The 15603-nt window shown below is 34.9% G+C and carries 14 protein-coding genes and 3 tRNA genes; 10 read left to right on the plus strand and 7 right to left on the minus strand.

Annotated elements, in window-relative coordinates:
* The first annotated feature begins 4 nt into the window (after nucleotides 1-4).
* The 6 genes from FFWV33_RS16105 (at nucleotide 5) to FFWV33_RS16130 (ending at nucleotide 3338) form a co-directional block, all read left to right on the plus strand.
* Entirely contained in the window at nucleotides 5-274 is a 270-nt protein-coding gene (locus FFWV33_RS16105) for a helix-turn-helix domain-containing protein (RefSeq protein ID WP_108741845.1), read from the plus strand.
* The gene (locus tag FFWV33_RS16110) at nucleotides 274-627 is read left to right on the plus strand and encodes a hypothetical protein (protein ID WP_108741846.1); all 354 of its coding nucleotides are present in this window, start codon (nucleotides 274-276) and stop codon (nucleotides 625-627) included. The genes FFWV33_RS16105 and FFWV33_RS16110 overlap by 1 nt, the downstream gene beginning before the upstream one ends.
* The gene (locus FFWV33_RS16115; RefSeq protein ID WP_108741847.1) at nucleotides 624-1745 is read left to right on the plus strand and encodes an AAA family ATPase; all 1122 of its coding nucleotides are present in this window, start codon (nucleotides 624-626) and stop codon (nucleotides 1743-1745) included. The genes FFWV33_RS16110 and FFWV33_RS16115 overlap by 4 nt, the downstream gene beginning before the upstream one ends.
* A 124-nt stretch (nucleotides 1746-1869) precedes the next feature.
* Nucleotides 1870-2754, plus strand: a complete 885-nt coding sequence (locus FFWV33_RS16120) for a DUF6371 domain-containing protein (protein WP_159086058.1) — start codon at nucleotides 1870-1872, stop codon at nucleotides 2752-2754.
* Nucleotides 2732-3061 carry a hypothetical protein gene (locus tag FFWV33_RS16125; RefSeq protein ID WP_108741849.1) on the plus strand — a complete coding sequence of 110 codons (330 nt, stop codon included), beginning with the start codon at nucleotides 2732-2734 and terminating at the stop codon, nucleotides 3059-3061. Before FFWV33_RS16120 ends, FFWV33_RS16125 begins: the two co-directional genes overlap by 23 nt.
* A complete protein-coding gene (locus FFWV33_RS16130) occupies nucleotides 3051-3338 on the plus strand; it encodes a hypothetical protein (protein WP_108741850.1) in 288 nt (95 codons plus the stop codon). Before FFWV33_RS16125 ends, FFWV33_RS16130 begins: the two co-directional genes overlap by 11 nt.
* A gap of 119 nt (nucleotides 3339-3457) precedes the next feature.
* Here FFWV33_RS16130 and FFWV33_RS16135 read toward each other — a convergent pair.
* From FFWV33_RS16135 to FFWV33_RS16145, 3 genes are all read right to left on the minus strand, one after another.
* Nucleotides 3458-3531 (minus strand) — tRNA-Arg (locus tag FFWV33_RS16135).
* Between the two features lie 110 nt (nucleotides 3532-3641).
* A tRNA-Pro gene (locus FFWV33_RS16140) sits at nucleotides 3642-3716 on the minus strand.
* Nucleotides 3717-3763: 47 nt separating this feature from the next.
* Nucleotides 3764-3847, minus strand: a tRNA-Ser gene (locus FFWV33_RS16145).
* 245 nt (nucleotides 3848-4092) lie between these two features.
* On the opposite strand from FFWV33_RS16145, the gene FFWV33_RS16155 reads away from it, so the two are divergent.
* Together FFWV33_RS16155 and FFWV33_RS16160 are read left to right on the plus strand one after the other, a co-directional pair.
* A complete protein-coding gene (locus FFWV33_RS16155) occupies nucleotides 4093-5271 on the plus strand; it encodes an acetyl-CoA C-acyltransferase (protein WP_108741852.1) in 1179 nt (392 codons plus the stop codon).
* Nucleotides 5272-5340: 69 nt separating this feature from the next.
* Nucleotides 5341-6102: a C40 family peptidase gene (locus tag FFWV33_RS16160; RefSeq protein WP_108741853.1), complete on the plus strand. Its 762-nt coding sequence runs from the start codon at nucleotides 5341-5343 to the stop codon at nucleotides 6100-6102.
* Nucleotides 6103-7017: 915 nt separating this feature from the next.
* Here the strand turns inward: FFWV33_RS16160 and FFWV33_RS16165 are convergent.
* The 4 genes from FFWV33_RS16165 to dnaK form a co-directional block, all read right to left on the minus strand.
* Nucleotides 7018-8196, minus strand: coding sequence for an acetate/propionate family kinase (locus FFWV33_RS16165; protein WP_108741854.1), 1179 nt, complete (start codon nucleotides 8194-8196; stop codon nucleotides 7018-7020).
* A 183-nt stretch (nucleotides 8197-8379) separates the two neighbouring features.
* On the minus strand, nucleotides 8380-10473 hold the full coding sequence (gene pta, locus FFWV33_RS16170) for a phosphate acetyltransferase (protein ID WP_108741855.1): 2094 nt from the start codon (nucleotides 10471-10473) through the stop codon (nucleotides 8380-8382).
* A gap of 27 nt (nucleotides 10474-10500) precedes the next feature.
* Complete coding sequence (gene corA / locus FFWV33_RS16175; RefSeq protein ID WP_108741856.1) at nucleotides 10501-11568, minus strand: magnesium/cobalt transporter CorA; 1068 nt, start codon at nucleotides 11566-11568, stop codon at nucleotides 10501-10503.
* 257 nt (nucleotides 11569-11825) lie between these two features.
* Nucleotides 11826-13709 (minus strand): molecular chaperone DnaK, encoded by a 1884-nt coding sequence (gene dnaK, locus FFWV33_RS16180; protein WP_108741857.1) that lies wholly within the window; start codon nucleotides 13707-13709, stop codon nucleotides 11826-11828.
* Nucleotides 13710-14397: 688 nt separating this feature from the next.
* Here dnaK and FFWV33_RS16185 point away from each other — a divergent pair.
* On the plus strand, nucleotides 14398-14787 hold the full coding sequence (locus FFWV33_RS16185; RefSeq protein WP_108741858.1) for a DUF1398 domain-containing protein: 390 nt from the start codon (nucleotides 14398-14400) through the stop codon (nucleotides 14785-14787).
* Nucleotides 14788-15044: 257 nt separating this feature from the next.
* The gene (locus tag FFWV33_RS16190; RefSeq protein ID WP_108741859.1) at nucleotides 15045-15482 is read left to right on the plus strand and encodes an acyl-CoA thioesterase; all 438 of its coding nucleotides are present in this window, start codon (nucleotides 15045-15047) and stop codon (nucleotides 15480-15482) included.
* Nucleotides 15483-15603 lie beyond the last annotated feature (121 nt).

The raw sequence follows: 15603 nt of genomic DNA on the forward strand, positions 1-15603 counted from the left end.
CAAAATGAACAATCCATTTGCAACACTCGAAGCACGTTTGCTTAACATCGAAAACTTACTACTCGATTTAAAGCACCCATTACAACAAACTGAAACCAAACTACATTCAGTTAAGTCACTAGCCGAATACGTAGGAGTTTCTGAACTCTCAATTCGTAACTACATAAAGGAGGGAAAAATTAAAGCCAAACAAATAGGGCGAAGAATTTTTATTGATGAAAAGCAGTTTGAAGCTGGTTTAAGCGAAGTTAAATCTTTAAAATATAAAAGATAATGAAAGCGAACAACCCTTCAAAAACTGCCCGCCTTCAAGAAAGACAAAGTTACATAAATTTCTACCGTAAAGAAGTTTTAAAGTATCATGAAATTTCATTTTCTCAATTCATTAAAAAGCCACAAGAAAGACGTTTATTTCTAGCCTTGCAGGTAATTCCAGCAACAGCCAAAGTTGTTTCTATTGCCTTTAAAATCCCAATAGAAAGCCAATGCAGGAGGAAACGCAAACTTGAAGATAAAGGACTTTTGCAAGTATCAAAGAAACGTTCAATTTGTCCAATTACAAAACACTATGCCAATTTATTGACTACTAATAAAGAATTATTTAACTCAAAATATTTTTCTTTATGAGTGATTCAATTAAGAACAACGGCAAAGAAATGAGTAAGGCTATTGATGAAGCCTTTTTAATACCTAATAAGAATTTGAATTTATGGGAAACAAAATATAAAATTGATGTATTAGAAAAAATACCACCTCCCGAAATAGCTTTTAGTTTATTCAATACTGAAACTCAAAAAAATGACATTTTGGGAACGCTTGGAAATTTTAGCGTAATTATTGGAAAGGCAAAGGCTGGAAAGTCTTTTTATATTAATACTGTATTAAGTGCGGTTGTAAGCAGTTCTTTAATATTAGAACGCATAAAAGGACATTTACCGCACGATAAAAATGTAGTAATCTATATTGATACGGAACAAGGAAAGTACCACGTACAGAAAGCCGTTAAGCGTATTTGCACACAGATAGACCAAGAGAACCCTATAAATTTACACGTTTATTATTTAAGACCATTAACCCCAGCCGAAAGACTGGATTTTATCGAGCATATAATTTACGTTACTAAAAATTTAGGCTTTTTAGTGATTGACGGAATTAAGGATTTAGTAACCTCAATCAATGATGAAGAACAAGCCACAAATATAGCTTCTAAGCTATTGAAATGGAGCGAAGACCTTAATATACATATTACTACTGTATTGCATCAAAATAAATCAGATACAAACGCACGTGGACATATTGGAACAGAGTTAACAAATAAGGCAGAAACCGTTTTGGAAGTTGCAAAAAGTGAAAGCGACAAAAGTATTACAATTGTTACACCTCTACAATGTAGAAACATTGAGCCACAAGTTTTTGCCTTTGAAATTAATGAGTTTGGTATTCCAATAATTGCAGAAAATTTTGAATTAAGGACAGAAACCAAACAAAAAAAGTTTGATGTAACCGATTTGGAAGACTTCAAAAAGTATCAATTATTAACGGAGGTTTTTAGTAATGGAGAAAGTTTTGGTTATAAAGAACTTGAAACTCAATTAAAATTAGCTTCAAAGAAACAGTTAAGCAAAGAACTTGGTACAAATGCTATTACTTCATTAATCACATATTGCAAAAATAATAGTTGGTTACTTCAAGAAAGAGCAAAAGCACCCTACACAATTGGAACGTTTCAAGAAGATGAAATTTAACCTATCACTTTAATTTGAAGTTAATTTTTATTTCCTATCACTTTACTTTAAGCGTATATATACGCTTATAAAGTGATAAAGTGATGATAAAGCTTTAAATAAAGTGTTTTAAAGTGATAAAGTGATGATACAGTATAAATACAGTTTAGATAAAAGTAGCAGGAAATCCCTTTGTCCTAAATGCAATAAACGAACATTTGTTAAATACATTGAAACTGAAACCAATAGTTATTTGAGTGATGAGTTTGGGAGGTGCGACCGTGAAACAGAGTGCCAATATTGGGCAACCCCCGAAAAGGAAAATAATATAGTATTTGAAAAAAAACACATACCAGCACCAAAACCAAGTTTTCACAATTTAGAGTTATTGGATAAAATGTACACTAATGAAAAACAACAAAACAACTTTTCTTTATTTCTTGAAACCATTTTTACACGTGAAGAAGTATTTGAAGCCGAACAAAAATATTTTATAACTTCAAGTAATCACTTTAAAGGAGGTGCAACAATCTTTTGGCAAATAGATAATTTAGAACGTTTACACGCTGGAAAAATATTGCAGTATGACAAAGTAACTGGTAAACGAATAAAGACAGCAGAGGGTAAAGGATTGATTAATTGGGTGCATTCTGTTTTGAAGTTAGAGAACTTTAATTTGAAACAATCGTTGTTTGGTTTACACTTAATAGCTGAAACAAACCAAAAGACTATTGCAATAGTAGAAGCAGAAAAAACAGCCGTAATAATGAGCATTTTTAAACCTCAATATATTTGGTTAGCAACTGGAAGTAAAAGCGGTTTTAAATATGATTTATTGAAGCCTATAAAAGACTTTAATATTATTGGGTTTCCTGATAAGTCAGAGTTTGAAGATTGGAACACAAAATCAATAGAATTAAACAAAGTAGGTTTTAAAATTAAGGTTAACGATTGGTTAGAAAAAACAGATTACCCAAAAGGAAGTGATTTTGCAGATGTTTTAATAAATGAAACAAAAAATAGTAAATAACAATCAAAATACAATTATAATGGCAGGATTTAAAGGAACAAGAAACGAAAACGGAAGACCAAAAGGAACACCTAATAAGAATACGGCACAAATTAGAGATAGTTTTCAATTATTAGTAGAAAGCAATATTTCAAAGTTAAAAGAAGACATTGACAAACTAGAACCTAAAGACAGAATTAGAACAATAATTGATTTAGCAAAATTCGTACTACCTACTTTAAAGGCAATCGAATATAATGACAGTATAGACGAGAGTAGATTTAAACCAGTTACTATAAATATTATACAGCCAAAAGATGACAATTAACAATTATGATGAGTTGGTTCTATTTGCAGAAAGCAACAAACTAACAAACGAACAATTAGCCGAATTAATAAAAATCTGTCTAGGAATATTCACTATTATTGAGTATGAAAGCAATGTTTTATTGGATTTAAAAGAATATTGGTTCAAGTTTGGACATTTAGCCAAAAATGAAAGACCTATGTTTTTATTTCAAACCCAAAGAGATTTTAATATAAATGACATCTACAAAATCCCCGAACTAAAAGAGATAATCGATAAATTAGAAGAAGATTACTAACCTTTCAGAAATGAGAGGTTTTTTTATGGTCAAAATAGTTATTAACAACTCGTTTTGTTACCTAAATTGTAACCTAAAAATAAAAACCCTTGTAAATCAGCGACTTACAAGGGTTTTAGTGAAGGCAGAAGGATTCGAACCTTCGACCGCCTGCTTAGAAGGCAGGTGCTCTATCCAGCTGAGCTATGCCTCCATTTTTTTTGTAACTTTCAGGACCGTCCCGATTCGTAATCGGGATGCTCTATCCAGCTGAGCTATGCTTCCATTTTTCTTTTAAAACTTAAATGGAAAAAGTTTTTACTGTCGGGGTGGCAGGATTCGAACCTGCGGCCTCCTGCTCCCAAAGCAGGCGCGATAACCGAGCTACGCTACACCCCGTAACAATATTTTCAATAATAATTTTAAAACCTAAGCTTTAAAATCTGCGGAGGGACAGGGACTCGAACCCTGGCACCGGTTACCCGATGACAGTTTAGCAAACTGCTCCATTACCACTCTGGCACCCCTCCTAAGCTCAGAAAAACTTGTTTCGTTTTGCGGTTGCAAATTTAAGACATCTTTACGTTTCCCACAAGTATTTTGGCGCTTTTTTTAAAAGTTTTTTAATAATAATTACAAAACCATTCACTATCAAATATATAGACATTACTTTTTTTAAAAAAAATTTTCACAATACTACAATCCCTAAATCAAAACCAAAAAATTGTCTAAAAAACAGTAAATTTGCTTTACTAATTCAAAAAACCAAACAAGTATGAAGTCAAGAATAGTGATTGTATCGGCAGTTCGAACTCCAATAGGTAGTTTCATGGGAGGCCTGTCCTCTATTCCAGCACCCGAACTAGGGGCAATAGCAATCAAAGGCGCATTAGCCAAAATTAATTTAGATCCTACATTAGTTGACGAAGTCTATATGGGCCAAGTCGTTCAAGCAGGCGCAGGACAAGCACCCGCAAGACAAGCCGCAATTTTAGCAGGATTACCTGCAACCGTTCCTTGTACAACCGTAAACAAAGTATGTGCCTCAGGAATGAAAGCTGTTATGTTTGCTGCACAATCCATTGCTTGCGGAGACGCAGAAATAGTAGTAGCTGGCGGAATGGAAAACATGAGCCTAATTCCGCACTATGCACATCTACGTAACGCCACCAAATTTGGTCCGGCTACCTTTGTTGACGGAATGCAGAAAGATGGCCTTACAGACGCTTACGACAATCAAGCGATGGGAGTATGTGCTGACTTATGCGCTACAGAATACCAAATTAGTCGTGAAGACCAAGATGCATACGCAATCGAATCCTACACGCGCTCTGCTACCGCATGGGCAAACGGAAAATTTGATAACGAAATCGTTCCTGTTGCTGTAAAACAACGCAAGGGTGACCCTATAATCATTACCAAGGACGAAGAATTCTCAAACGTAATGCTCGAAAAAATTCCGTCACTAAGAGCCGTTTTCACGCCTGATGGAACCGTAACAGCAGCCAATGCATCAACAATCAACGACGGAGCCGCTGCATTAATTTTAATGACAGAAGAAAAAGCAGCAAGTTTAGGAATCACTCCTCTAGCCTATATTAATGGTTATGCAGATGCGGCCCAAGAGCCAAAATGGTTTACAACAAGCCCTGCCAAAGCATTACCAAAAGCATTGGCCAAAGCAGGAATTACCCAAGACCAAGTAGATTTTTTTGAATTTAACGAAGCTTTTGCAGTCGTAGGACTAGCCAATGCCAAAATTTTAGGAATTGACACCAAGCAAGTAAATATCAACGGAGGTGCCGTTTCTCTAGGTCATCCACTAGGTTGTTCTGGTGCTCGAATTCTAGTAACATTACTAAATGTCTTAGAGCAAAATAAAGGTAAAATTGGTGCCGCTGCTATTTGTAACGGTGGTGGAGGTGCATCAGCAATGGTGATCGAAAAAATTTAAATAAAAATTAGTACTACCGCTTTTTCGAACAACAAAAAGCGGTAGCATTCAACTTATAAATTACAGTACATGTTCGGAATTTGCAATCTGGCTATAATCCCCCTTCGGTTTGAACCGTCGGATCGATCTGAAATCGTTTCTCAACTCCTCTTTGGAGAACACTTCAAAGTCTTAGAACAAAACAAACAGTGGTATCGTATTCAATTGCAATATGATGGGTACGAGGGCTGGATTGACTCCAAACAGTGCCAACCAATTTCCGAAACCAATTTTAATCAACTATCCAATGACACCATCATTCTAAATGCTGATCTCATTGAATACATAAGCACACCCACCAATCAATTGATCCCAATTCCGCTTGGAGCATCACTTTCGTTTATATACAATAGCGAAATAAACACTGCCAACTTCCAGTTTGAAGGAACCAAAGTCAATGGCATCAAAAACAAGTCCAACCTCATCAACTCAGCCTATTTATACCTTAATGCACCCTATTTATGGGGAGGAAAAACCCCTTTTGGAGTAGACTGCTCAGGCTTTACCCAAATGGTGTACAAATTAAATGGCTACAAACTCCTTCGCGATGCATCTCAACAAGCCGCACAAGGCGAACCACTAAGTTTTATCGAAGAAAGTGAACCAGGTGATTTAGCTTTTTTTGACAATGAAGAAGGGAATATCACCCACGTAGGCATCATCATGGAAGACAATTACATCATCCATGCCAGCGGAAAAGTGCGAATAGATCGCTTGGACCATCTCGGAATATACAATCCCGAGACCAACAGGCACACACACAAATTGAGAGTCATCAAAAAAATAATATAAAGAAAAGCGGAAACACTAGTTTTCGCTTTTTTTGTGCCTATTCCTGTTGTCCGCTTTAGCCTTCCCTCAAAAGCCTTTTTTTACTAGGTCATTGCAGGAGCTTCCTGCGGTCGCTCTGCAATTCCCGTAAAAAATAGTCTTTTTTCAGTCAGGGCTGCCACTACCACCAGGGGCAAATCCGTAATCAAGAACCATTCGATAAAAATTACAAAAGCTTTTTCCAAAACCCATTTGAACTAAAAAAGGAACACCAATTGATTCAATTCAATCTGTGTTCCTTTTTTTTATAGCAATACTTTGAAATTCTTTGCGTGAGATCCTTTCAGGATGACAAACTGTACGGCTTTGCTTTGTGTAAAGTTGAGTTCTTTCAAGCGTACCAAAACTTATATGCTCTTCAATTTCTAATATGGTTTAAAAATTCAGCACAATATACTTAAATGCCTCATATGGTAAAAAACCTTTTGCGAATCTCTGCATAACAAAACCTAGAGATTCTTTCAGAATGACAGAAGTCGCGGCTTTCCTTTGCACATAGTTGGGTGCTTATAAGCGCCCAAAACTTATATGCTCTTCTATATCTTATAGGATTTAAAAATTCAATACAAAAAACTTAAATGACTCATATGGTAAAAAATCTTTTGTAAATCTCTACATAACTAAACCTTGAGATTCTTTCAGAATGACAAAAGTCGCGACTTTACTTTGCACATAGTTGGGTGCTTATAAGCACCCAAAACTTATATGCTCTTCTATATCTTATAGGATTTAAAAATTCAACACAAAAAACTTAAATGACTCATATGGTAAAAAACATTTTGCAAATAGTTGGGCGCTTTTAAGCGTACCAAAACTTATATGCTCTTCTATTTCTTATATGGTTAAAAAAAGTTACTTATATTTTACATCCAAAAACTATAGTAATTCATACACCTGATTAGCAATCTCCAACTCTTCATTCGTCGGAATAACCAAGATTTTAGTCCTAGAACTTGCAGTATTTATCTCCCTAGTATCTTTTGAACGCAAGTCATTTTTGGCATCATCTAAGTCCAACCCAAAGAAATCCATATTTGCACAAACCGATTTACGAATATAAGAGGAGTTCTCCCCTATTCCAGCCGTAAATACAATAGCATCCAAACCGTTCATCGCAGCGGTATAAGCACCTATATACTTCTGAATACGGTACACGTTCATATCCAACGCCAATTGACACTCTCTATTTCCTTTACCAGCAAGCTCTTCAATATCTCTTAAATCACTATAACCCGTAAGACCTAACATGCCACTTTTTTTCAAGAGCAACGAACTCACCTCATCCATGGCATACCCTAACGTTTTGACCAAATAAAATATAACCGATTGATCAATATCACCTGCACGAGTACCCATAATCAAACCGTTTGATGGCGAAAAGCCCATACTATGATCAAAACTTTTCCCGTCTTTGACAGCAGTAATACTGCAACCATTACCCAAATGAATGCAAATTATTTTTTCGCTTTTATCCAAATATTTAATTGCTCGTTCCGATACATACTTCACACTCGTTCCATGAAAACCGTACAATCTTATTTTATGTTCGTCTAACATTTCATTTGGAATCGCAAACTTATAGGCCACTTCAGGAATAGTTTGATGAAAAGCCGAATCAAAAACAACCACTTGTTTTGCTTCTGGAAAAATCTCCTCAGCCACAACAATTCCTTCTAAATGTGCTGGATTGTGCAGCGGTGCTAATTGTGATAAAACACCTATTTCTTTCTTCACTTCTTCAGTAACCTCAACCGTTTTTGAGAAAGTCGCTCCCCCATGCACCACGCGATGCCCAACAGCTACAATCTCAGATTTAGAGGTAATAACACCCACTTTATCATCCAATAACAATTGGGCAATTTTTTCTAACCCAATTTTATGATTGGCAATAGCCACCACTTCTTCAATAGTATGATGATCTGTTTTATAGGTGAAATTTGAACTTTCGAGCCCAATTCTATCAATCATTCCTGAACACAATACCTTTTGCTCTGGCATCGTCATTAATTGATATTTGATAGAAGAACTCCCCGAATTTATAATTACTATTTTCATTTTGTATTTTTTTTAAAAATTCTAAGAAGTTAAGTTTCTTAGAATCTAAGTTTTTACTACTTTCTGCAAATTAAAATACTTACAACCTTGACTACCTAGTGATCAGCAATTTTTTAAAACAAATACTTTCTACAAAAAAAAGACTTAAAATCTTAGTCACTTAGTATTCAGTAGCTTTTTTCATTATAATCCCTGCGCTTGAATAGCAGTGATAACCACAGTGTTAATAATATCATCTACAGTACAACCACGGCTCAAGTCATTTACAGGCTTGTTCAATCCTTGCAACATTGGTCCAATTGCCAAGGCGCCTGTTTCTCTCTGTACGGCTTTATAGGTGTTGTTTCCTGTATTTAAATCTGGAAAAATAAGTACACTTGCTTGTCCAGCTACTTCAGAATTTGGCATTTTGCTCAATCCAATCACTTTGTCAACTGCAGCGTCATATTGAATCGGACCTTCAATTTTTAAATCAGGGCGTTTTTCACGCACAATTTCAGTTGCTTTTCGAACCTTGTCTACCTCATCCCCTTTTCCTGATGAACCACTTGAATAGGATAGCATAGCCACTTTTGGATCGATTCCAAATGCTAAACTAGTATCTGCAGACGAAATTGCAATTTCGGCCAACTGTTCAGCAGTAGGATTTGGGTTAATGGCACAATCGCCAAAAATAGAAACGCGATCTTCCAAGCACATAAAAAATACCGAAGATACCACAGACGATTCTGGTTTGGTTTTAATAAATTGTAACGCTGGCAAAATAGTATGCTGGGTTGTATGCGCAGCACCTGATACCATTCCGTCTGCATGACCTTTATACACCATCATTGTTCCAAAATACGAAACATCCTCCATTAAATCTTGTGCCATTGGCAAGGTGACGTTTTTAGCTTTACGCAATTCATAATACGTATTGGCATAATCCTGATAATTTGCTGATTCAATTGGATTGATGATTTTAATTTTATCAAAGTCAAAATCGATCCCCAATTCAATAGTTTTTTGTTCAATCTGTTTCTTGTTACCAATTACCGAAATGTCCACGACATCCATCGCTAGTAATCGTGAGGCAGCAATAAGGATTCGATCATCATTCCCTTCTGGCAAAACGATATGTTTACGATGCTGTTTGGCTCTTTTTACCAAATTATATTGAAACATTTTAGGCGTCATCCCTTCTACTTCAAAGGCACTTAAATTATTTGACAAGGCATCAACATCAAAATATTTTTCGAAAGTATTAATTGAGGTTTCAATTTTGTTGGTGTTGTCTGCGTATATTTTAGAATTTATGCTTCCAATTTTATTCGTAATCATATAGGTACCTTCACTCACCGCGATGATAGGCACGATACTAGTCAGTCCTTCAATTAATTTTAAGATACTGTCTTCTGGAATAATATTTCCGGTTAAAATAATTCCCGAAATCGAAGGATAATTTGCCGATTCATTGGCTTGTAAGGCTCCCATGATAATATCTGCACGATCTCCAGGAGTTATCACTAAGCCTTTATCTTTTAAGTGACGCAAATAGTTGTGCAGTTGCATTGCCCCTACACTGAAGGTTCCAACCTCATTATTCAAATATTCTTGGCCAAACAAAACGGTGGCGTCCAATTCTTCAATAATTTCTCTTATCGAAGGATTTTTTAAACTCGAAATTAACGGAATCGCATTCACCAAGACCTCGGCAGGCAATACAGCTTTTAATCCACTTATTGCTAAAGTTAAATTTTCGGGTTGTACTTTATTGGCGACCACAGCAAGAACTTCAACATCTTTTACTTTAAAAGTATTGTAAGCCAAATACATACTATCTACAAACTCCTCCAATGTTTTTCCAACTCCAGAGCTTACAATTACAGTAGGGATACCGAGATTTTTAGCGATTAAAACATTCATATCCAATTCGATCGCTGTTCCTTCTCCACTAAAACTAGTTCCTTCTACTAATACAAAATCGAATTTTTCTTCAAGTCGTTTGAATTTTTCGATAATCAAATCCAAAACCTCTCCGATTTTACCGTTATTTTTTTTCTTGATTAATTTGCTTTTTGTGATAGCATAAGCATCCTCAAAAGCCATATCCAAATTAAAATGAGAAAGCACAGTCTCGATGTGATTATCTTGTTTACCATCTTCAAAATCTTCGATAATGGGTCTAAAATAACCCACCTTTGCTGTTTTACCTATCAGCATACTCATCAATCCAAGAGTGACAATAGATTTTCCGCTATTAAATTCACTCGTTGCTACATAAATTGCTTTATTCATTTTTATTTAATTTTTATATGTACGTAATCAAAACCATTTTCTTTTCTTAAAGTAGAAAACCATCAACAAACCAATCACAAACATGATGCTAATGATGGTATAATAGCCGTTGTGGTATTTCAACTCGGGCATATTTTCAAAATTCATTCCATAAACTCCAACTATGAAGGTCATCGGAATAAATATTGCCGAAATGACCGTTAGTGTCTTCATAATTTCATTCATCTTATGTGCCTGAGATGAAAAAAAGAAATTAGAAGCACTTTCTAGCATGCCCATATCCGATTCTATTTGTTCCAACAATTCTATACTTTTTTGACTGAGACGAGAAAAATAATGAAAAGATTCTTTTTCGATCATCATATATCCTTCATTACCTTTCAGATTTTTGATGGCTAACAAAGAGTCTCGCAAGGGTACAATTGACCGTTTCAAAAAATTAAAATTGTCACGATGCTTTTCAATTCGTACCAATATATCCGGATTAGAACTCGACTTTGATATAGAAATTAATTCTTCCACCTTATCCTCTTCATTTTCTATGGTGATATAAAAATTTTCCATAATCGCATCCAATAGTAGGAACAACAAATAATCAGTACATTTTTCTCTCACTAATCCCGTGTGGGAACGAATTCTTTCGCGAATGTGAGTAAAAAAATCACTCTTCTTTTCTTGAAACGAAATCAAAACACCTTTCTTTAACAAAAAGCTAATTTGCTCCACATGAATATTATCGGTTCCCTTTGTAGGCAAAAGTGACTTGATATTAAAGAATAATGTATCTTCAAATTCTTCGTGCTTTGTCCTACGATTGGTATTCACAATATCTGAAAGTATGAAATGGTCAATCTTAAAAAAATGTCCAATATCCTCCATCAAAGCCATATTATTAAGACCGTGGAGATTAAGCCAATTGTTCTTAGAAAAATCAATCTTTTTAAAATCGGTTACTGTAAAATCTGGATCTTCTTTGTAGGTTCGATCATCATATACAAACAATTGCAAAGCCGACTCTAACTGCTTGTGCGTACCTGTGTACTCTAGCGGATTCGGTTGTGTTTTGCGTGCTTTTTTGTATTTTATCTTTCGCATTAAATTATATATTTACAGTAATATTACAAAAAAGAACGTTACAAATAGCCTAAAAATCTCCGTAGGCGAAAGAATAATGCATCTACAATCAATCGTTATAAAATTCGATTCAAAGATACTTTCAAATTAAAAGATAGATCATGAGAAATATCATATTGCGATATAAGTTTCATTTTTGGGAATAAAAAAACCGAGCCATTACTGACTCGGTTTTGATATAAAAAAGAGAGACGTGATAAATCACGTCTCTACTCAAATTATTTTACTTCTTCGAATTCAACGTCTTCAACGTTATCTCCTTGAGCTTCAGCTTGTGGTTCAGCACCACCTTGAGCTTGTTCTCCTTGAGCATACATTGCTTCAGTAGCTTTTTTCCAAGCAGCGTTGATGTTATCCAAAGCAGTTTGGATAGCTGGAATGTCTTGAGATGCGTGAGCCATTCTCAATTCAGTCAAAGCATATTCAACAGCAACTTTGTTATCATCTGTTATTTTATCACCTAATTCTTTCAACTGAGTTTCAGTTTGGAAGATCATTGAATCAGCTTCGTTTAATTTCTCAGCTCTAGATCTAGCAACTTTGTCAGACTCAGCGTTAGCTTCAGCATCTTGTTTCATTCTTTCGATTTCTTCAGAAGTTAATCCAGAAGAAGCTTCGATACGGATGTCATGAGATTTACCTGTTCCTTTGTCAGTAGCAGATACTTTGATGATACCATTTGCATCAATATCAAAAGAAACCTCGATTTGAGGAACTCCTCTTGGTGCTGGTGGAATACCATCTAAGTTGAAACGTCCGATAGTTTTGTTATCAGCAGCCATTGCTCTAGCTCCTTGAAGAACGTGTAGTTCAACAGTTGGTTGAGAATCTGCAGCTGTAGAGAAAACTTGAGATTTTTTAGTTGGGATAGTCGTGTTAGCCTCGATAAGGATAGTCATGATTCCACCCATAGTTTCGATACCTAAAGATAAAGGTGTAACGTCTAATAACAATACATCTTTTACATCTCCAGAAAGTACACCACCTTGAATAGCTGCTCCAATTGCAACAACCTCATCAGGGTTAACTCCTTTAGACGCTTTTTTACCGAAGAATTTTTCAACTTCTTCAACAATTCTAGGGATACGTGTAGATCCACCTACCAAGATAACTTCGTCAATATCAGATGTAGATAAACCTGCATCTTTCAACGCTCTTGCTACTGGAGCCATAGAACGTTTTACTAATGAATCAGCTAATTGCTCAAATTTAGCACGAGATAATTTTTTTACTAAGTGTTTTGGTCCTGAAGCAGTAGCCGTAACATATGGTAAGTTGATTTCTGTTTCAGCAGAAGCAGACAATTCAATCTTAGCTTTTTCAGCAGCTTCTTTGATACGTTGTAATGACATTGGGTCAAGACGTAAATCAATACCTTCTTCAGCTTTGAATTCGTCAGCTAACCAGTCAATAATAACTTGGTCAAAATCATCTCCACCTAAGTGAGTATCTCCATTTGTAGACAATACTTCAAAAACTCCGTCTCCTAATTCAAGAACAGAGATATCAAATGTACCACCACCTAAATCGTAAACTGCGATTTTTTGATCTACTCCTTTTTTATCCAATCCGTAAGCAAGTGCCGCAGCAGTTGGCTCATTGATGATACGCATTACTTTAAGACCTGCAATTTCACCAGCTTCTTTTGTAGCTTGACGTTGTGCATCATTAAAGTAAGCAGGAACAGTAATAACCGCTTCAGTAACTGTTTGACCTAAATAGTCTTCAGCAGTTTTTTTCATTTTTTGCAATGTCATTGCTGACAATTCTTGTGCAGAGTACAAACGACCATCAATATCCACACGTGGTGTATTGTTGTCTCCTTTTACTACTGAATAAGGAACTCTTTTTGCTTCTTCTGTAGTTTCAGCAAAAGATTGTCCCATAAAACGTTTGATAGAAGCAATAGTCTTAGTTGGATTAGTTACCGCTTGTCTTTTTGCAGGATCCCCTACTTTAATTTCTCCACCTTCAACAAAAGCGATGATAGATGGTGTTGTTCTTTTTCCTTCTGCATTAGGAATTACAACAGCTTCATTACCTTCCATTACAGAAACACAAGAGTTTGTAGTACCTAAATCAATTCCGATTATTTTACCCATTTTTAATATATTTAATTTTATTATATACTCGTTTTAATAACTTATTGACTCTAAAGCAATCATTGTGCCAACAAAAAACCCTATTGTAAATTGTCAGTTTTTGCAAATATGGCGGAAATACGGCTGACAAGATGACATTTTGCATGCACTGACAATAGCATTCTTGTACATGATTGGCTGTCATAGGATATGGAGGATTTTTAGATTTTTGGATTAAGGAATTAGGATTTGGAAAATGGGATTAACGATTGGGGAAATGAGATTAACGATTTTTGATTAACGATTGCTGATTTTTGATTTGGTATTGGTGAAATAGGATTAAGTAAATGGGATTAACGATTTTTGATTAACGATTGCTGATTGTTGATTTGATATTGAGGAAATGAGATTAACTATTGCTGATTTTTGATTTGGTATTGAGGAAATGAGATTAACGATTGTTGATTAACGATTGCTGATTTTTAATATGAATTGAGGATTCTATAAAATTGTTTTTTTTTGAAATTTGTAATTTCTTTTCGAAATTGATTTTTGAAATTGATTTTTGAAATTGTTTTTTGAAATTGATTTTTGAAGTTGATTTTTGAAGTTGATTTTTGAAGTTAATTTTTGAAATTGACTTTTGAAATTGACTTTTTAAATTGACTTTTGACTTTTAATAATTACAGTATATTTGCTAAAAAAAACTATGTTTACCCTACAACAAATTCAAGCAGCACATGATAAAGTACAAACTGGTGCTGATTTTTCTACCTATATACAAGATTTAATTCAGCTCGGGGTCAAAGGATACGATACTATTGTTGCCGACGGCCGTGTGTCTTATTATGGTGCAGATGATTTTTCGACGGCTACCGATGCGAAATACGAAACCTTGGCTACGGCAACTATCCCCAATAAGGAGCGCTTTATTGAATATTTGGTTATGCACCAAGATGGACAAACCAATTATTATACTTTTTGTCAACATGCGGCCCAGTGCGGAATTGCAAAATGGCGTATTAATATTATCGAGATGACTTGCACCTATCTTGATGCTAATAACAACCCGATCGTTATCGAAAAAATACCCGTTTAATTATGGTTTAATTTTCTAAAACCATTTATTGTTTTTGGAATTACACCTAAATAGGAATGCTGAAGCAAGGAAAATAATTGCTTCAGCATTTTTTTTTGTTCGGTTAAAAACAATATTGCATTTGTTTCTAGCCTTTTAGAAGAGATTGATTTTCTTTTTCTGATTTATTATCAAAACAACTTTGAAAACTACCATTGTATTTACTATTTTTACTAAACGACCAATTTCTATTTACTAATAAAATACAATAAAACAATATGACTTCTTTTAGCAAACAAATATCTTTTCGTTGGGCAGACCTTGATCCAAATTTTCATGTAAGACACAGTGTATATTATGATTTTGGAGCACAACATAGAATTGAAATCTTGGAAGGTCTTGGATTAACAATGAGAACTATGCAATCACAATTCTTTGGCCCGATCATTTTTAGAGAAGAATGTGTTTTTCGAAAAGAAATAAAATTATCCGATGCCATTTTTATTCATACCAAAGTAGCAAAAATGACTGCCGATGCATCACGATGGACTATTGTACACGAATTGAAAGATGGAAACGATACATTATGCGCAACTATATCTGTAGATGGCGCCTGGATGGATACCAAACTACGTAAACTTGTAAACCCAGTTCCAGATTCTGTAATGGAAGCACTTTCAAACATGCCAAAAAGTGATAATTTTGTTCAACTTTAATTTCGAATTACAATCTCCGTTAGGATTAAATATGTAAATTTGAGGATAACCACCTTACTATCGTCTTTGGAAACATACACAGTGCCGAATACCAAAACTATCTTTTAACCAATATCAAACC

It is taken from the genome of Flavobacterium faecale (genome assembly GCF_003076455.1).
In the GTDB taxonomy this organism is placed as follows: Bacteria; Bacteroidota; Bacteroidia; order Flavobacteriales; family Flavobacteriaceae; genus Flavobacterium; species Flavobacterium faecale.